This is a genomic window from Streptomyces sp. ISL-1 (genome assembly GCF_018614585.1).
In the GTDB taxonomy this organism is placed as follows: Bacteria; Actinomycetota; Actinomycetes; order Streptomycetales; family Streptomycetaceae; genus Streptomyces; species Streptomyces maoxianensis.
This window is the reverse complement of the sequence record NZ_JAGGOI010000016.1, coordinates 92,879-110,716: the sequence shown is the minus strand read 5'-3', so window position 1 is coordinate 110,716 and position 17,838 is coordinate 92,879. Positions and strand designations below refer to the sequence as shown.

The window sequence follows — 17,838 nt, the reverse complement described above, 5'->3', positions numbered from 1 at the left end:
CACGGAGCCACTCGATGTCACTCCGAGGCCCTCAGGGGGGTAGGGTCGTAGGCGGTCGGGGACATCCCATACAACTCGCCGGCGTCTAAAACCGGCGTACCAACGAGGAGATCGGTTCGTGACGATCCGCGTAGGCATCAACGGCTTTGGCCGCATCGGTCGTAACTACTTCCGCGCGCTGCTGGAGCAGGGTGCAGACATCGAGATCGTGGCTGTCAACGACCTGGGTGACACTGCGACCACGGCCCACTTGCTGAAGTACGACACCATCCTTGGCCGTCTCAAGGCCGAGGTGACTCACACCGCCGACACGATCACGGTCGACGGCCGCACCATCAAGGTGCTCTCCGAGCGCAACCCCGCAGATATTCCGTGGGGGGAGCTCGGCGTCGACATCGTCATCGAGTCGACCGGCATCTTCACCAAGAAGGCGGACGCCGAGAAGCACATCGCCGGCGGCGCCAAGAAGGTCCTCATCTCGGCTCCGGCCAAGAACGAGGACATCACCATCGTGATGGGCGTCAACCAGGACAAGTACGACGCGGCCAACCACCACGTCATCTCCAACGCCTCCTGCACCACCAACTGTGTGGCGCCGATGGCCAAGGTTCTCCTGGAGAACTTCGGCATCGTCAAGGGCATGATGACCACGGTCCACGCGTACACGAACGACCAGCGCATCCTGGACTTCCCGCACTCGGACCTGCGCCGCGCCCGCGCCGCCGCCGAGAACATCATCCCGACCACCACCGGTGCCGCTAAGGCCACCGCGCTGGTCATCCCGGAGCTGGCGGGCAAGCTCGACGGCATCGCGATGCGCGTCCCGGTCCCCACCGGGTCCGTGACCGACCTCGTCATCGAGCTGGAGCGCGAGGTCACCAAGGACGAGGTCAACGCCGCGTTCCAGAAGGCGGCCGAGGGCCAGCTCAAGGGCATCGTGGACTACACCGAGGACGCGATCGTCTCCTCGGACATCGTCAATTGGCCCGCCTCCTGCACGTTCGACTCCTCCCTGACCATGGTCCAGGGCAAGAGCGTCAAGGTCATCGGCTGGTACGACAACGAGTGGGGCTACTCCAACCGCCTCGTGGACCTCACGGTCTTCGTCGGCGGCCAGCTCTGATCTGTAACGAGAGCACCACGATGTGAGCGACAGGGCTCGGGCAGCGCAACGCAGCGCGGTTCGAGCCCTGTCGCACGTCCCAGCCCTCTGAGGAGCCGTACGCATGAAGACGATCGACCAACTTCTCGCCGAAGGGGTCGCAGGCAAGCGGGTATTCGTCCGCGCCGACCTCAATGTGCCGCTCGACGGCACCAGGATCACCGACGACGGCCGTATCCGCGCCGTACTGCCGACCGTCACCAAGCTCGCCGAGGCGGGCGCGCGCGTCGTCGTCGCCTCCCACCTGGGCCGCCCCAAGGGTGCCCCGGACCCTGCCTTCTCGCTCGCCCCCGCGGCCGCGCGGCTCGGTGAACTGCTCGGCGCCGACGTCGCCTTCGCCGCCGACACCGTCGGCGAGTCGGCCAAGGCAGTCGTCGCGGGCCTCGCAGACGGCCACGTCGCCGTCATCGAGAACCTCCGCTTCAACCCCGGTGAGACCAGCAAGGACGACGCCGAGCGCGGCGCCTTCGCCGATCAGCTCGCCGGTCTCGCCGATCTGTACGTGGGCGACGGCTTCGGCGCCGTACACCGCAAGCACGCCTCGGTGTACGACCTCCCGGCCCGCCTGCCGCACGCCGCCGGCTACCTCATCGCCACCGAGGTCGCCGTCCTGAAGAAGCTCACCGAGGACGTCAAGCGCCCGTACGTCGTGGTGCTCGGCGGCGCCAAGGTCTCCGACAAGCTCGGTGTCATCGACCATCTCCTGGAGAAGGCCGACCGCATCCTGATCGGCGGCGGCATGGCGTACACCTTCCTCAAGGCCCAGGGGTACGAGGTCGGCATCTCGCTGCTCCAGGAGGACCAGATCCCGACGGTCCGGGAGTACCTGGAGCGGGCCAAGGCGAAGGGCGTGGAGTTCGTGCTCCCCCTCGATGTCCTGGTCTCGCCCGAGTTTCCGGACCTGAAGACGAAGGCTCCGGCCAACCCGTCCGTCGTGGCCGCGGACGCGATCCCGGCCGACCAGGAGGGTCTGGACATCGGTCCCGAGACCCGCAAGCTGTACGCATCGAAGCTCGCCGACGCGGCCACCGTCTTCTGGAACGGTCCGATGGGCGTCTTCGAGCACCCCGACTACGCCGAGGGCACCAGAGCCGTAGCCCAGGCGCTCGTCGATTCCCCGGCATTCTCCGTCGTCGGCGGTGGCGACTCCGCCGCGGCCGTCCGGATCCTGGGCTTCGACGAGAAGGCATTCGGCCACATTTCGACCGGTGGCGGCGCGAGCCTCGAGTATCTCGAGGGCAAGACGCTTCCCGGCCTCGCCGCACTGGAGGACTGACCTTTAATGACTGCTCCTGAAAAGGGCCGCACGCCGCTGATGGCGGGCAACTGGAAGATGAACCTCAACCACCTCGAGGCCATCGCCCATGTCCAGAAGCTCGCTTTCGCCCTGTCGGACAAGGACTACGAGGCCGTAGAGGTCGCCGTAATGCCGGCCTTCACCGCCCTGCGGTCTGTCCAGACCTTGATCGACGGCGACAAGCTCAAGATCAAGTACGGCGCGCAGGACGTCTCCGCGCACGACTCCGGCGCGTACACCGGCGAGGTCTCGGGCTCGATGCTGTCCAAGCTGAAGTGCACCTACGTCATCGTGGGTCACTCCGAGCGCCGGCAGTACCACGCCGAGACCGACGAGCTCTGTAACGCCAAGGTGAAGGCTGCCTACCGGCACGGCATGACCCCGATCCTCTGCGTGGGCGAAGGTCTGGACATCCGCAAGGCCGGCCAGCAGGTCCCGTACACCCTCGGTCAGCTCGAGGGGAGCCTCAAGGACATCCCGGCCGAGCAGGCCGAGTCGATCGTGATCGCGTACGAGCCGGTGTGGGCCATCGGTACCGGCGAGGTCGCCACCCCCGAGGACGCGCAGGAGGTCTGCGGTGCGATCCGCGGGCGTCTTGCCGAGCTGTACTCCCCGGAGCTGGCCGACAAGATCCGCATCCAGTACGGCGGCTCGGTGAAGTCCGGGAACGTCGCCGCGATCATGGCGCAGCCCGATGTGGACGGTGCTCTGGTGGGTGGCGCGGCGCTGGACGCGGACGAGTTCGTCAAGATCGTCCGGTTCCGCGACCAGTAAGTATGCGGTAGCGCGGATCCGTCGTACCCTTGCGGGGGCCTGAGGCTTTCCGAGCCCGGGCCCCCGTTGTCCATTTCAGTCCGAGGAAGTTGGTCCAGCCGTGATTATGGGGTTCTCGATCGCCCTGATCGTCTTCAGCCTGCTGATGATGCTGCTGGTGCTGATGCACAAGGGAAAGGGCGGCGGCCTCTCCGACATGTTCGGTGGCGGTATGCAGTCCTCAGTAGGCGGCTCCTCGGTCGCCGAGCGCAACCTCGACCGCATCACGGTGGTCGTCGGTCTGCTGTGGTTTGCGTGCATTGTCGTACTTGGGCTGCTGATGAAGCTGGACAGCTGACCCGTGCCGTCAGCGTCTCGGTGCGGGGTGTAACTCCAATCACTGGACGCACGTTGGGCCTTACGTAGACTGGGGCATCTTCGAGCACCATCACGCAGGGAGTTACGACCGTGGCAAGTGGCAACGCGATCCGGGGAAGCCGGGTCGGAGCGGGGCCGATGGGTGAGGCCGAGCGGGGCGAGTCCGCGCCGCGCCTGCGCATCTCCTTCTGGTGCTCGAACGGGCACGAGACGCAGCCGAGCTTCGCCAGCGACGCACAGGTTCCGGATACTTGGGACTGTCCTCGCTGCGGGTTCCCGGCCGGACAGGACCGGGACAATCCGCCGGACCCGCCGCGCACCGAGCCGTACAAAACGCACCTCGCCTATGTACGCGAGCGGCGCAGCGACGCGGACGGCGAGGCGATCCTCGCCGAGGCGCTCGCGAAACTGCGGGGCGAAATCTAGAAGTTGTGACCGGCCGGATGCCTGTGGGCGTCCGGCCGGAGTGCGTTCGCGGCTGATTGTCAGTGGCACCCTCTACGGTTTTTGAATCAAGGCACCGTAGGGGGGACGTTGTGACGGCGACCGAAGCGGTGCGGACGCGAACACCCGCGTGGCGCGGAGGGTTCGGACGGCTGTGGACGGCCGCCGTCGTGTCCAAATTCGGCGACTCGCTGCGAACCGCCGCGATGCCGCTGCTCGCCGCCTCGCTGACCGACGATCCCCTGCTCATCGCCTCTGTGACGGCGTGCGGCTATCTGCCGTGGCTGCTGTTCGGCCTGCTCGGTGGCGCGGTCGCAGACCGGGTGGACCAGCGGCGGGCGATGTGGGCCGTCGACCTGCTGCGCGGCCTGCTGATGGCGGGCTTCGCCGGCGCGGTATGGCTGGACCTGGGATCCATCGCACTGCTGCTGGCGCTGGCCTTCGCCCTCACCACGCTCCAGACGCTCTTCGACAACGCTGCGACGGCCCTGCTGCCCTCGCTGGTGCCGGCCGAGGCGCTGACCAGCGCCAATGCCCGGCTGATGACCGCACAGCAGATCGTCGGGGGTTTTGTCGCCGCGCCCCTGGTTCCGGTGCTGCTCGTCGTGGGCGCCGCCATGCCGTACGCGGCGGATGCGGCCACCTATGCCGTGGCGGCGGCGCTTGTGGCATCCCTTCGCGTCGGGGCGCCGCAGCGGGAGCCCGGACCGGCCGGGAGCACCCTGCGCGGGGAGATCGCCGAAGGGCTGCGCACTCTGTGGCGGGATCGCGCACAGCGCGGGCTCTGCATCGCCACCGCACTCTGCAACATCGGCATGGGCGCGCTCATCGCCACCCTCGTCGTCCATGTCACCGGCTGGCTCGGTGCGGGGCCCGGCGGATACGCGGCCGTGATCACGGCCTTCGGGGCCGGCAGTCTGGCGGGCGGCCTGCTTGCCCGCAGGCTGGCCGACCGGTTCGGACGAATACGGAGCGTGTTCGCCGCCGGCCTTGTGCAGACCGGATGCCTGGTCGCCATGGGGTCCGTGCGCGCGCTATGGGTCACGATCGCCGCGATGGCGGTGTTCGCGGTCATGGGCATGGTGTGGAACGTCAACCAGACGACGTTGATCCAGGAGCGCAGCCCGGCGCAGCTGCTGGGCCGGATCAACTCCGCCTTCCGTACGCTCGCGATCGCCGGCACTCCGCTCGGCGCGCTGCTCGGCGGAGCGGCGGCGGCCGCCTGGGGGCCGAACACCCCCGCCTTGCTGGCGGCCGGACTGTTCATTCCGGCAGTCGCGTCTCTTGCCCCGCTGATCAATTAGGTTGGATACGCAGCGGGGCACGCAGGCAGGTATGAGAAGAATCGGGCTGATGTCCAAGATGCTGTGTCTTCCCGGGGGACAACCCCCGGACCCCCGGCCGAAAAGCAGGTCAGCGGGGCTGAACCGACCGTCCACGCGAGGTGAATCTCTGTGAACGCAGAAGGCCGTACCAGGCTCAATCAGACGCCCGAATGGATTGCTCTCGGCAAGCACCGTGAGCAACTGGGACAGACGCATCTGCGCGAGCTGTTCGCAGCCGACCAGGCGCGCGGCAGCCGGTACACCCTCCAGGTCGGCGATCTCTACCTCGACTACTCCAAGCACCTGGTGACCGACGAGACGCTGGCGATGCTGCGCGAGCTGGCCGTTGTCACCAAGGTCGCCGAACTGCGGGACGCGATGTTCCGCGGCGAGAAGATCAACACCACCGAGAACCGCGCCGTCCTGCACACGGCGCTGCGCGCCCCGCGGGACGCCGTGATCGAGGTCGACGGCGAGAACGTGGTGCCGGCGGTGCACGCCGTGCTCGACAAGATGACCGCCTTCTCCGACCGTGTCAGGGCGGGCGAATGGACCGGCCACACCGGCAGGGCCATCAAGAACGTGGTGAACATCGGCATCGGCGGCTCAGACCTGGGCCCGGCCATGGCGTACGAGGCGCTGCGCGCCTACACCGCGCGCGATCTGACGTTCCGTTTCGTGTCGAACGTCGACGGGGCCGATCTGCACGAGGCCGTAAGGGACTTGGACCCGGCCGAGACGCTCTTCATCATCGCCTCCAAGACGTTCACCACCATCGAGACCATCACCAACGCCACCTCCGCCCGTGAATGGCTGCTCACCGGGCTGAAGGCCGGTCAGGATGCCGTCGCCAAGCACTTCGTGGCGCTGTCCACGAACGCCGAGAAGGTCTCCGACTTCGGCATCGACACGGCGAACATGTTCGAGTTCTGGGACTGGGTCGGCGGGCGCTACTCCTTCGACTCCGCGATCGGCCTCTCGCTGATGGTCGCGATCGGCCCGGACCGATTCCGCGACATGCTCGCCGGCTTCCACCTGGTCGACGAGCACTTCCGTACGGCTCCGGCCGAGGCCAACGCGCCGATGCTGCTCGGCCTGCTGGGCGTCTGGTACGGCGAGTTCTTCGACGCGCAGTCGCATGCGGTGCTGCCCTACTCCCACTATCTGAGCAAGTTCACCGCCTATCTCCAGCAGCTGGACATGGAGTCCAACGGCAAGTCCGTGGACCGCGAGGGCAACCGGGTCGAATGGCAGACCGGTCCGGTTGTCTGGGGCACGCCCGGCACCAACGGGCAGCACGCCTACTACCAGTTGCTGCACCAGGGCACCAAGTTCATCCCGGCGGACTTCATCGGCTTCGCCACGCCGGTCGGGGATCTGCCGGCCCGTCTGGTCGCTCAGCATGATCTGCTGATGGCCAACTTCTTCGCTCAGCCGCAGGCGCTCGCCTTCGGGAAGACTCCGGAGGAGGTCCGGGCGGAGGGTGTGCCGGAGGAACTGGTGGCGCACAAGACGTTCGAGGGCAACCGTCCGACGACCACGATCCTCGCCACCGAGCTCACGCCGTCCGTGCTCGGCCAGTTGATCGCGCTCTACGAACACAAGGTGTTCGTCCAGGGCGCCGTCTGGAACATCGACTCCTTCGACCAGTGGGGCGTGGAGCTCGGCAAGGTGCTGGCCAAGAAGATCGAGCCGGTGCTGACCGAGGGAACGGGCGCTGAGCAGCTGGACAACTCGACCTCGACGCTGGTGACCAAGTACCGCACGCTGCGGGGTCGTTGAGCCGATGGAGGAGGGGGTGAGGCTGAGGCCGCCGAACAGCACACTGAACGAACGGGTGGTCGGCTGGTGGCGGGTGCAGTTGCTGCTGGCTACCGCGATTCCCGTGACCTTGCTCGCCGTACTGGGCCTGCTCATCGGGCCGGCCCGGCTGTGGCTGCTGACGCCGGCCGCCGTACTGGCGGTGCTGGGCCTGGCCTGCACCCTCTTCCTCCCCAACTGGTGGTTCAGGGTGCACCGCTGGGAGGTCACGGACGAGGCGGTCTACGTCCGTACGGGGGCGTTCTGGCAGGAATGGCGGATCGCGCCCATGTCCAGGATCCAGACCGTTGACACGATGCGCGGGCCGCTGGAGCAGGCGTTCCGGCTCGCCACGGTCATCGTCACCACCGCGTCCTCCAAGGGCGCGATCAAGATCGAGGGGCTCGACCATGAGCAGGCCGCGCAGCTCGCGGAGCAGCTGACCCGGATCACCCGGGCCATACCCGGGGACGCGACATGAGCTCGGCCGAACCGGAGCTGGAGCCGGTGGCCGAGGGGGAGTGGCGGCGGCTCGACAAGCGCACCGTGCTCGTCACCGCCTTCGTCATGGCTGGGGTCGCGGCAGGTGCGGCGCTGCCCACCACGCTCGGCCTCGCCGGAGGGATGCCGCTCGGGCAGGCGTTCGGCTGGGTGCTGGCCGGTGCCGTGCTGCTGATCGCGGCGGGCGCAGCCGCGGACTACGTACGGTGGCGCCGGACGCGCTACCGCATCGGCCTCGATCGCGCCGAGCTCCACACCGGACTGCTCCTGGTCAAACGCCGTTCGCTGGCCCGCGAGCGCGTCCGAAGCGTCGACCTGTCCGCCAACCCGCTGCTGCGCGTTCTCGGCCTGGTCAAGGTGCGTATCGGCACGGGCGAGCACGCAGGGGGCGAGTCCACGCTTGAACTCGACCCGGTCAGCAAGGCCGAGGGCGAGCGGCTGCGTACGCAGCTGCTGGCCCGGACGGCGACGACCGCTCCCGGTACCCACCGGGAGGGGGACCTCGCTGCCCTCGATCCGTCCTGGATCCGGTACGCCCCGGTCAGCTTTGTCGCCCCGCTGCTCGGCGGCGCGGCGGTCGGCGGTGTGATGCAGGTCAGCGAGTGGTTCGGGGCGCAGCGCAAGGTCATCGACTGGGTGGGGGACCGGTTCCAGGACACCTCCATCGCCTTGACGCTCGTGCTGATCGTCGTCGCGGCCGTGGCCGCCGGAGTCGTCGGAGCGATCGGCCTGTGGGTCGAGATGTGGTGGAACTACCGTCTGGAGCGCGAGCCGGGCGGCACCCTGCGAGTGCGGCGTGGCCTGTTCACCGCGCGCTCGATCTCCATAGAGGAGCGCCGCCTGCGCGGTGTCGAACTCGTCGAGCCACTCGGCGTCAGGCTGCTCGGCGCGGCGCGGGTGGACGCGGTCGCCACCGGCCTCGCCGACGACGAGCAGGACAAGCACGCCGATCTGAAGGTGCTGCTGCCGCCGGCCCCGCGGATGGTGGCGGACGAGGTGGCCGCGCAGGTGCTGCGCGAGCCTGTGGCGCCGACGAGCGCCGCCCGTCTGACCGCCCACCCCCAGGCGGCGCGCACCCGGCGGCTGCGCCGGGCGCTGGCATCGGCGCTGTTGCCGCTGGTAGTGCTGACGGTTCTGGGCGCCTGGCTCACTTCGGTTCTGCTGTACATCGCGGCGGCGTGCGCGGTCGTGGCGCTGCCGGCCGCGGTGATCTTCGCCCTGGATGCGTACCGCAGTCTGGGGCACGGCATCAGCGGCGCGTATCTGGTGGCTCGCTCCGGCACGGTCCGCCGCGCGACGGTCGCGCTGCAGCGGGGCGGGGTCATCGGCTGGACGGTGAAGCAGTCGGTCTTCCAGCGCCGGGCCGGGTTGCTGACGCTGACCGCGACGACGGCAGCGGGGGCGGGGGCGTATTCGGTGTACGACGCGGGGGAGAGCGAGGGGCTGGCGTTCGCGTCCGACGCGGTGCCGGGGTTGCTGGAGCCGTTCCTCATACGGGGCGACGAGACGGAGGGGTGCGGTTCGGCCGAGGTCGGGGCGACGATCCCTGTGTGACCGCGTCCGGTTACCCGGGCATCGGCGGGGGTTATGTCGGGGTTCCGCCCCGGGCCCCGCGCCTCAATCGCCGACGAGGCTTAATGTCGGGGCTCCGCTCCGGACCCCGCGCCCCAATCGCGGGCGAGGCTTATGCCGGGGCTCTCGGAAGTTCCGCCGGACGGGCGGAACTTCAAGCCCGTCCGGCGTTTGAGGACACGGCCGAAGGCCGTACTGGGGGTCCCCCCACGCCCGCAGGGCGTAGGGGGAGGGTCTGGGGGCTTGCCCCCGGTTCTGGTGCCTCGGTGCCTCGGTCAGGGCGACGCCGGGGGATACAAGTCCCGCGGCAGCTGCGACGCCGCCGCCGCGTCCAGCAGCCACAGCGTCCGGCTGCGGCCCCTCGCGCCCGCCGCCGGGGCCTGGATCTCGCCCGCGCCCGACAGCGCTATCGCCACGGCCTTCGCCTTGTCCGCGCCGGCCGCCAACAGCCATACCTCGCGCGCCGACCGGATCGCCGGAAGTGTGAGCGAGATACGGGTCGGAGGCGGCTTGGGTGCGCCGTGTACGCCGACCACCATGCGCTCCGTCTCGCGGACCGCGGGCATTTCGGGGAAGAGCGAGGCCACATGGGTGTCGGGCCCCACCCCCAGCATCAGCACATCGAAGCTCGGCACCGGACCATGGTCCTCCGGGCCCGCCGCCGCGGCGAGTTCGGCCGCGTACGCGGCGCCCGCCGCCTCCACGTCATTGCCGTAAACGCCGTCCGACGCGGGCATCGCGTGCACCCGCTTCGGGTCCACCGGCACGCTGTCCAGCAGGGCCTCGCGGGCCTGCGTGACATTGCGCTCCGGGTCGCCCTGGGGGAGGAACCGTTCGTCGCCCCACCACAGATCGAGATGCGGCCAGTCGATCGCGTCCCGGGCCGGCGAGGCACCGAGGGCGGCGAGCAGGGCGTTGCCGTTGCGACCGCCCGTCAGGACCACCGACGCGGAGCCGCGCGCCGCCTGGGCATCCACGATCTTCGTGATCAGCCGGGCTGCCGCGGCCTGCGCCATCAGCTCCTTGTCGCGGTGGACGACGAGCTGCGGGGTACTCACTTCGCCGCTGCCTTCTTTTCCGCGGCCGACTTCTTCGCGGAGGCGGACTTGCCCTCGGAATCGCCCTCCGACCTGGCCTCGGCCTTCGCCCCGGACTTGGCCCGAGCCGCGTACGCCCCGCCGTAGCCCAGCCGCTCCACGCCGAACCGCAGCGCCGACGCATATGTGTCGTCCGGGTCGAGACGCCGCAGTTCCTCCGCGATCAGCTCGGCTGTGTCACGCCGCTTCAGCGCCACCGCCCGGTCCGGCTGCCCCTCGATGGACAGCGTCGCCAGCGAGCCGTCCGCCCGGTCCAGCACGATCGGGCCGCAGTCCGTCTCCATCCGTACGGCCGTGAGACCGGGCCCCGACGAAGCCGTGCGCGTCACCGGCACCTTCAGCCGGTCGGCGAGCCACATCCCGAGCAGTTCGCAGCTCGGGTTGAACTCCTCGCCCGCCACCTCGACCGAGGTGACCTCGCACGCCACCTGGTCCAGAGCGGCCGCGAGCATGGAGCGCCACGGCGTGATCCGGGTCCACGCCAGATCGGTGTCGCCGGGGGTGTACGCATCGGCGCGCGCCATCAGGTCCTGCACGGGATGTTCGGAGGCGTACGAGTCCGTCACCCGGCGCTGCGCGAGCGCGCCCAGCGGGTCACTGGTCGGGTTGGTCGGCCCGTTCACCGGCCACCAGACCACGACCGGCGCGTCCGGCAGCAGCAGCGGCAGAACCACCGACTGGGCGTGGTCGATGACATCGCCGTACAGCCGGAGCACGACCGTCTCGCCGGTGCCCGCGTCCACGCCCACCCGCACCTCGGCGTCCAGGCGGGCATTCGCCCGGTCGCGCGGCGAGCGCGAGACCCGCTTGATGACGACCAGCTTGCGCGAAGGGTGCTCGCGCGCCGCCTCGTTGGCCGCCTTCAGCGCGTCGTAGGCGTTCTCCTCGTCGGTGACGATGACAAGAGTGAGCACCATGCCGACGGCGGGCGTGCCGATCGCTCGCCGTCCCTGCACCAGCGACTTGTTGATCTTGCTGGACGTGGTGTCCGTAAGGTCGATCTTCATGGCCGGCGCCAGCTCCGTCCGTCTCGTGCGAGCATTTCGTCCGCCTCGACCGGCCCCCACGTACCTGCCGGGTACTGCGCGGGCTTGCCGTGCTTGTCCCAGAACTGCTCGATCGGGTCGAGGATCTTCCAGGACAGCTCGACCTCCTCGACCCTCGGGAAGAGGTTGGAGTCGCCGAGCAGGACGTCGAGGATGAGCCGTTCGTACGCCTCCGGGCTGGACTCCGTGAAGGACTCGCCGTACGCGAAGTCCATCGAGACGTCCCGCACCTCCATCGAGGTGCCAGGCACCTTCGAGCCGAACCGCAGGGTCACGCCCTCGTCCGGCTGGACGCGGATGACCAGGGCGTTCTGGCCCAGCTCCTCGGTGGCCGTGCGGTCGAAGGGGGAGTGCGGGGCGCGTTGGAAGACCACCGCGATCTCGGTGACCCGGCGGCCGAGCCGCTTGCCCGTACGGAGATAGAAGGGGACGCCCGCCCAGCGGCGGTTGTCGATCTCCAGCTTGATCGCGGCGTAGGTGTCGGTCTTGGAGTTGGGGTTGATGCCCTCTTCCTCGAGATAGCCGACGGCCTTCTCGCCGCCCTGCCAGCCCGCCGCGTACTGCGCGCGCACCGTGCTCCTGGACAGGTCCGGGGGCAGCTTCACCGCGCCGAGGACCTTGGTCTTCTCGGCCGCGAGCGCGTCGGCGTCGAAGGAGGCGGGCTCCTCCATCGCGGTCAGCGCGAGCAGTTGGAGAAGGTGGTTCTGGATGACGTCACGGGCGGCGCCGATGCCGTCGTAGTAGCCGGCGCGGCCGCCGATGCCGATGTCCTCGGCCATGGTGACCTGGACATGGTCGACGTACGACCGGTTCCAGATCGGCTCGAACAGGGTGTTGGCGAAGCGCAGCGCCAGAATGTTCTGGACGGTCTCCTTGCCGAGGTAGTGGTCGATCCTGAAGACCTCGTTGGCCGGGAAGACCTCGTGCACCACCTGGTTGAGCTCCTGGGCGGAGGCCAGGTCGTGGCCGAACGGCTTCTCGATGACCGCGCGGCGCCAGGAGCCTTCCGGCTGCTCGGCCAGCCCGTGCTTCTTCAGCTGCTTGACGACCTTGGGGAAGAACTTCGGCGGCACGGACAGGTAGAAGGCGAAGTTGCCCCCGGTGCCCTGCTTCTTGTCGAGGTCCTCGATGGTGGCCTTCAGCCTCTCGAAGGCCTCGTCGTCGTCGAAGGTGCCCTGGACGAAGCGCATCCCCTGGATGAGCTGCTGCCAGACCTCCTCGCGAAACGGCGTACGGGCGTGGGCCTTGACGGCGTCGTGGACCTCCTGCGCGAAGTCTTCGTCCCGCCATTCACGGCGGGCGAAGCCGATGAGCGAAAAGCCCGGCGGCAGCAGTCCGCGGTTGGCCAGGTCATAGACGGCAGGCATCAACTTTTTACGTGACAAATCGCCCGTGACGCCAAAAATGACCAGGCCCGACGGCCCCGCGATACGCGGGAGCCGTCGGTCTGCGGGGTCACGGAGCGGATTGGCTCCGCCAGTACCGGACAAGGTGGTCAGCCCTCCGAAGGAGCGAGGCGCTTGAGTTCGGCCTCGGTCGACTTGAGCAGGTCGTTCCAGGACGAAGCGAACTTCTCGACGCCCTCTTCCTCGAGCAGCTGCACGACGTCGTCGTAGGAGATCCCGAGCTTCTCGAGGGCCTCGAGTTCGTCGCGGGACTGCTCGTAGGTGCCGTGGACCGTGTCACCGGTGATCCGGCCGTGGTCGGCGGTGGCTTCGAGGGTGGCCTCCGGCATGGTGTTCACCGTGCCGGGCGCGACCAGATCTTCGACGTACATGGTGTCCTTGTACGCCGGGTCCTTGACGCCGGTCGAAGCCCACAGCGGACGCTGCTTGTTGGCCTGCGCCTTGTCGAGCGCGGCCCAGCGGTCCGAGGGCGGCGTCGAATTGTCGGCAGAGCCGAACACCTCTTCGTACGCCTCGTAGGCGAGCCGCGCGTTGGCCAGCCCCGCCTTGCCGCGGGCCTCCTTGGCCTCCGGCGTGCCCAGCGCGTCAAGACGCTTGTCGATCTCGGTGTCCACCCGCGACACGAAGAAGGACGCCACCGACTGGATCTTGGAAAGGTCCAGGCCCGCGGCCTTCGCCTTCTCCAGCCCGGTCAGGTAGGCGTCCATGACCTCGCGGTAGCGCGCCAGCGAGAAGATCAGCGTGACATTGACGCTGATGCCCTTGCCGATGACCTCGGTGATCGCCGGCAGGCCGGCCTTCGTCGCCGGGATCTTGATGAGGGTGTTCGGCCGGTCCACCAGCCAGGCCAGCTGCTTGGCCTCGGCGATGGTCGGCTCGGTCTTGTGGGCCAGGCGCGGGTCGACCTCGATGGACACCCGGCCGTCCTGGCCGCCGGTGACCTCGAAGACCGGCCGCAGGATGTCGGCGGCGTCCCTGACGTCCGCCGTCGTGATCATGCGTACGGCTTCCTCGACGGTCACCTTGCGTACGGCGAGGTCGGCGAGCTGCTGCTCGTAACCGTCACCGCTGCTGATGGCCTTCTGGAAGATCGACGGGTTGGTGGTGACGCCCACGACGTGCTGCTGGTCGATCAGTTCGGCGAGATTGCCGGACGTGATCCGCTTGCGCGACAGGTCGTCGAGCCAGATCGCCACGCCTTCTTCGGAGAGGCGCTTGAGTGCGTCTGTCATAAGAGTTGCATCTCCTACTTGTCGTATACCGGCGTCAGCGCGCGGCGGCTTCCTGCCCGCCAACAAATTCAAGAGAGTCCCGGGCGGCTGCGGCCACGTGCTCGGCAGTGAAGCCGAACTCGCGGAAGAGGACCTTGCCGTCGGCCGAAGCGCCGAAGTGTTCCAGCGAAACGATGCGGCCTGCGTCGCCCACGAAACGGTGCCAGGTCAGGCCGATACCGGCCTCGACCGCCACCCGCGCCTTGACGGCCGGCGGCAGAACGCTGTCCTTGTACGCCTGGTCCTGCTCCTCGAACCACTCGACGGACGGCATCGAGACGACCCGGGTCGGCACACCGTCGGCCTGCAGCTGCTCGCGCGCCTCGACGGCGAGCTGCACCTCGGAGCCGGTGGCGATGAGCACGACCTGCGCGTCGCCGCCCTCGGCGTCGAACAGGACGTAACCGCCCTTCGCCGCGTCCTCGTTGCGCTCGTACGTGGGCACACCCTGGCGGGTCAGCGCCAGACCGTGCGGCGCGCCGACCCCGAACTCCTTGGTGTAGCGCTTGAGGATCTCGCGCCAGGCGATCGCGGTCTCGTTGGCGTCGGCCGGGCGGACGATGTTCAGCCCCGGGATGGCGCGCAGCGAGGCCAGGTGCTCCACCGGCTGGTGGGTCGGGCCGTCCTCACCGAGACCGATCGAGTCGTGCGTCCAGACGTACGTCACCGGCAGGTGCATCAGCGCCGAGAGCCGTACCGCGTTGCGCATGTAGTCGGAGAACACCAGGAAGGTGCCGCCGTAGATACGGGTGTTGCCGTGCAGCGCGATGCCGTTCATGGATGCGGCCATGGCGTGCTCGCGGATGCCGAAGTGGATCGTGCGGCCGTACGGATCGGCCCCAGGCAGCGGGTTGCCCTTGGGCAGGAACGACGAGGTCTTGTCGATCGTCGTGTTGTTCGAGCCGGCCAGGTCGGCGGAGCCGCCCCACAGCTCGGGAATGACCGCGCCCAGCGCCTGGAGGATCTTGCCGGAGGCCGCGCGGGTGGCGACGCCCTTGCCGGTCTCGAACTCCGGGATCCGGTCCTCCCAGCCCGCGGGGAGCTCGCCCGCGCGGATCCGGTCGAACTCCGCGGCGCGCTCCGGGTTGGCGGTGCGCCACGCGGCGAAGGTCTTCTCCCACTCGCCGCGGGCCTCGCGGCCGCGGTCGAGGGCCTCACGGGTGTGCGCGAGGACCGCGTCGGAGACCTCGAAGGACTTCTCCGGGTCGAAGCCGAGGACGCGCTTGGTGGCCGCGACCTCTTCCTCGCCGAGGGCCGAGCCGTGCGCGGCCTCGGTGTTCTGCGCGTGCGGGGCGGGCCAGGCGATGATCGAGCGGGCCGCGATGAAGGAGGGGCGCTCGGTCTCGGCCTGCGCCGCCTTCAGGGCCCTGTACAGACCCGCCGGGTCGAGGTCGCCGCTCGGCAGCTGCTCGACGCGCTGGACGTGCCAGCCGTACGCCTCGTACCGCTTGAGGGTGTCCTCGGAGACGGCCGCCTCGGTGTCGCCCTCGATGGAGATGTGGTTGTCGTCCCACAGCAGCACCAGGTTGCCCAGCTTCTGGTGACCGGCCAGCGAGGACGCCTCGTGGGAGATGCCCTCCTGGAGGCAGCCGTCACCGGCGATGGCCCAGATGGTGTGGTCGAACGGGGAGGTGCCCTCAGGGGCCTCCGGGTCGAACAGACCGCGCTCGTAGCGGGAGGCCATGGCCATGCCCACTGCGTTGGCGACTCCCTGGCCGAGCGGGCCGGTCGTCGTCTCGACGCCCGCCGTGTGTCCGTACTCCGGGTGGCCCGGGGTCTTCGAACCCCAGGTCCTGAACGCCTTCAGATCGTCGAGCTCCAGGCCGTACCCGGCCAGGTAGAGCTGGATGTAGAGGGTCAGCGACGAGTGGCCCGCGGAGAGGACGAACCGGTCGCGGCCGGTCCAGTCCGGATCGGCGGGGTCGTTCCGCATGGCCTTCTGGAACAGCACGTACGCGGCGGGCGCGAGGCTCATGGCCGTACCGGGGTGGCCGTTGCCGACCTTCTGTACGGAATCCATGGCCAGGACGCGGACGGTATCGACGGCCCGCTGGTCCAGATCGGTCCACTCGAGGTCTGTGGTGGTCGGCTTGGTGCTCACCCTGGGTCAGGGCTCCTCTCCACATGTTCGTATCCCGGTGACGACGGAAGCACCGGGCGTTGTCGAGCCTACCCCCGGAACTACGCGCAACTTTTCGAGCGCTGGATTAAAAAGAATCACGTACAGCCAGGGTGCAATCGCTGGGTCTACTTCGCCTCCTGGCCAGGTATACGTATGGGCCGATGCTGCCGCTCAACACGTGCCCACCCCCGCGAAGATCGGCGTATCGGCAACGTCTAGAGTGGCGTGGTACGCGCAAGTCTTTACCCGGTCTTCACTCCGGGAGCTTGCTGGGATTTCTCTGTCAGGGGTGTGCGTGACGGCCGTCGAGTCCCGACCCGCAGGGGTCGTCTTGACTCCCAGCCCGGGGGGCCACCGGCCGTTCGGGGCCCGCGTCAAGGCATTCGTTGCGCTGACCAAGCCGCGGATCATCGAACTGCTCCTGATCACCACCGTCCCGGTGATGTTCCTGGCCGCGCAGGATGTGCCCGACCTGTGGCTCGTCCTGACGACGTGCGTCGGCGGTTACCTCTCGGCAGGTGGCGCCAACGCGCTGAACATGTACATCGACCGCGACATCGACGCCCTGATGGACCGTACGTCGCAACGTCCGCTGGTCACCGGAATGGTGTCGCCCCGCGAGGGCCTGGCCTTCGGCCTGGCACTCACCGTCGTCTCCACCCTCTGGTTCGGGCTGCTCGTCAACTGGCTGTCCGCCGCGCTGTCGCTCGGTGCCCTGCTCTTCTACGTCATCGTCTACACGATGATCCTCAAGCGCCGCACCTCGCAGAACATCGTCTGGGGCGGCATCGCCGGCTGTATGCCGGTGCTGATCGGCTGGTCCGCCGTCACCAACTCGATGTCGTGGGCCGCGGTCATCCTCTTCCTCGTCATCTTCTTCTGGACGCCGCCTCACTACTGGCCGTTGTCGATGAAGGTGAAGGAGGACTATGCGCGCGTGGGCGTCCCAATGCTCCCCGTCGTCGCCTCCAACCGGGTTGTCGCCCGCCAGATCGTCCTCTACAGCTGGGTGATGGTCGCGGTCTCGCTGCTGCTGACGCCGCTCGGCTACACCGGCTGGTTCTACACCGCGGTGGCGCTGGTGACCGGCGGCTGGTGGCTCTGGGAGGCGCACTCCCTGCACAACCGCGCCAAGGGCGGCGCCACCGGCGTGAAGCTCAAGGAGATGCGGCTCTTCCACTGGTCCATCACCTACGTCTCGCTGCTCTTCGTGGCCGTCGCGGTGGACCCCTTCCTGCGCTAGCTACCAGTCGGTAGCATCTTGTTCATGGCAGATACGAAGCAGGCCAAGCAGGTCAAGCAGGCAGAGCGCAGGGCGGCCAGACTCGCCAAGCAGATCGGCGCCTTCGCCAAGGCTCACGGCAACGCCGAGGGGCAGCTCGAATACCTCGGCCAGATGGGCACCCGCATCGTGCTCGTCGGCGATGACGGCGCCTGGGGCGACCTCGTGGCGCCGAGCCACGACATCGCGCAGAGCGCGGCCGAGAAGGCCGGGATCACGCTGCACGAGTCGTTCGACGGGGAGTTCGCGGCGAAGGTCCGCACTGGGCCGTACGAGTGGACCCGGATGGCGGGCATCCAGGTCGGCGGCCCGTCCAACGGCTGAGCAACACCTCACACGGGTGTCACCCGTTAGGACTGTGGAAGCACAGTCCATGACTGGG

The 17,838-nt window shown here is 68.7% G+C and carries 16 protein-coding genes; 11 read left to right on the top strand and 5 right to left on the bottom strand.

Annotation, left to right across the window (positions count from 1 at the left end; all coding sequences use genetic code 11):
* The first annotated feature begins 118 nt into the window (after window positions 1–118).
* The 9 genes from gap (at window position 119) to J7E87_RS13515 (ending at window position 9,214) form a co-directional block, all read left to right on the top strand.
* Window positions 119–1,123 carry a type I glyceraldehyde-3-phosphate dehydrogenase gene (gap, locus tag J7E87_RS13555; protein ID WP_215093486.1) on the top strand — a complete coding sequence of 335 codons (1,005 nt, stop codon included), beginning with the start codon at window positions 119–121 and terminating at the stop codon, window positions 1,121–1,123.
* 103 nt (window positions 1,124–1,226) lie between these two features.
* Entirely contained in the window at window positions 1,227–2,438 is a 1,212-nt protein-coding gene (gene pgk / locus J7E87_RS13550; protein WP_215093484.1) for a phosphoglycerate kinase, read from the top strand.
* A 6-nt stretch (window positions 2,439–2,444) separates the two neighbouring features.
* Window positions 2,445–3,233, top strand: coding sequence for a triose-phosphate isomerase (gene tpiA / locus J7E87_RS13545; RefSeq protein ID WP_215093482.1), 789 nt, complete (start codon window positions 2,445–2,447; stop codon window positions 3,231–3,233).
* A gap of 106 nt (window positions 3,234–3,339) precedes the next feature.
* The gene (secG, locus tag J7E87_RS13540; RefSeq protein WP_215093480.1) at window positions 3,340–3,570 is read left to right on the top strand and encodes a preprotein translocase subunit SecG; all 231 of its coding nucleotides are present in this window, start codon (window positions 3,340–3,342) and stop codon (window positions 3,568–3,570) included.
* Window positions 3,571–3,680: 110 nt separating this feature from the next.
* Window positions 3,681–4,016: an RNA polymerase-binding protein RbpA gene (locus tag J7E87_RS13535; RefSeq protein ID WP_003957010.1), complete on the top strand. Its 336-nt coding sequence runs from the start codon at window positions 3,681–3,683 to the stop codon at window positions 4,014–4,016.
* A gap of 110 nt (window positions 4,017–4,126) precedes the next feature.
* Window positions 4,127–5,338 (top strand): MFS transporter, encoded by a 1,212-nt coding sequence (locus tag J7E87_RS13530; RefSeq protein ID WP_215093477.1) that lies wholly within the window; start codon window positions 4,127–4,129, stop codon window positions 5,336–5,338.
* 150 nt (window positions 5,339–5,488) lie between these two features.
* Complete coding sequence (pgi, locus tag J7E87_RS13525; RefSeq protein ID WP_215093475.1) at window positions 5,489–7,141, top strand: glucose-6-phosphate isomerase; 1,653 nt, start codon at window positions 5,489–5,491, stop codon at window positions 7,139–7,141.
* 4 nt (window positions 7,142–7,145) lie between these two features.
* Window positions 7,146–7,640, top strand: a complete 495-nt coding sequence (locus tag J7E87_RS13520; protein WP_215093473.1) for a PH domain-containing protein — start codon at window positions 7,146–7,148, stop codon at window positions 7,638–7,640.
* Window positions 7,637–9,214 carry a PH domain-containing protein gene (locus J7E87_RS13515; protein WP_215093471.1) on the top strand — a complete coding sequence of 526 codons (1,578 nt, stop codon included), beginning with the start codon at window positions 7,637–7,639 and terminating at the stop codon, window positions 9,212–9,214. Before J7E87_RS13520 ends, J7E87_RS13515 begins: the two co-directional genes overlap by 4 nt.
* Window positions 9,215–9,507: 293 nt before the next feature.
* On the opposite strand, the gene pgl is transcribed toward J7E87_RS13515, so the two are convergent.
* The 5 genes from pgl to tkt are packed head-to-tail and all read right to left on the bottom strand — an operon-like array spanning window position 9,508 to window position 16,153.
* The gene (pgl, locus tag J7E87_RS13510; protein ID WP_215093469.1) at window positions 9,508–10,290 is read right to left on the bottom strand and encodes a 6-phosphogluconolactonase; all 783 of its coding nucleotides are present in this window, start codon (window positions 10,288–10,290) and stop codon (window positions 9,508–9,510) included.
* Window positions 10,287–11,336: a glucose-6-phosphate dehydrogenase assembly protein OpcA gene (opcA, locus tag J7E87_RS13505; protein ID WP_215093467.1), complete on the bottom strand. Its 1,050-nt coding sequence runs from the start codon at window positions 11,334–11,336 to the stop codon at window positions 10,287–10,289. The genes pgl and opcA overlap by 4 nt, the downstream gene beginning before the upstream one ends.
* Entirely contained in the window at window positions 11,333–12,865 is a 1,533-nt protein-coding gene (gene zwf, locus J7E87_RS13500) for a glucose-6-phosphate dehydrogenase (RefSeq protein WP_215093465.1), read from the bottom strand. The genes opcA and zwf overlap by 4 nt, the downstream gene beginning before the upstream one ends.
* Window positions 12,866–12,870: 5 nt before the next feature.
* Window positions 12,871–14,013 carry a transaldolase gene (gene tal / locus J7E87_RS13495; RefSeq protein ID WP_215093464.1) on the bottom strand — a complete coding sequence of 381 codons (1,143 nt, stop codon included), beginning with the start codon at window positions 14,011–14,013 and terminating at the stop codon, window positions 12,871–12,873.
* 34 nt (window positions 14,014–14,047) lie between these two features.
* Window positions 14,048–16,153: a transketolase gene (gene tkt / locus J7E87_RS13490; RefSeq protein WP_215093462.1), complete on the bottom strand. Its 2,106-nt coding sequence runs from the start codon at window positions 16,151–16,153 to the stop codon at window positions 14,048–14,050.
* Between the two features lie 316 nt (window positions 16,154–16,469).
* Between tkt and J7E87_RS13485 the strand changes: the two genes are divergently transcribed.
* Both J7E87_RS13485 and J7E87_RS13480 read left to right on the top strand, forming a co-directional pair.
* The gene (locus J7E87_RS13485; RefSeq protein ID WP_215093460.1) at window positions 16,470–17,417 is read left to right on the top strand and encodes a heme o synthase; all 948 of its coding nucleotides are present in this window, start codon (window positions 16,470–16,472) and stop codon (window positions 17,415–17,417) included.
* Window positions 17,418–17,441: 24 nt separating this feature from the next.
* Window positions 17,442–17,780 (top strand): hypothetical protein, encoded by a 339-nt coding sequence (locus tag J7E87_RS13480; protein WP_215093459.1) that lies wholly within the window; start codon window positions 17,442–17,444, stop codon window positions 17,778–17,780.
* The last annotated feature ends 58 nt before the right edge of the window (window positions 17,781–17,838 follow it).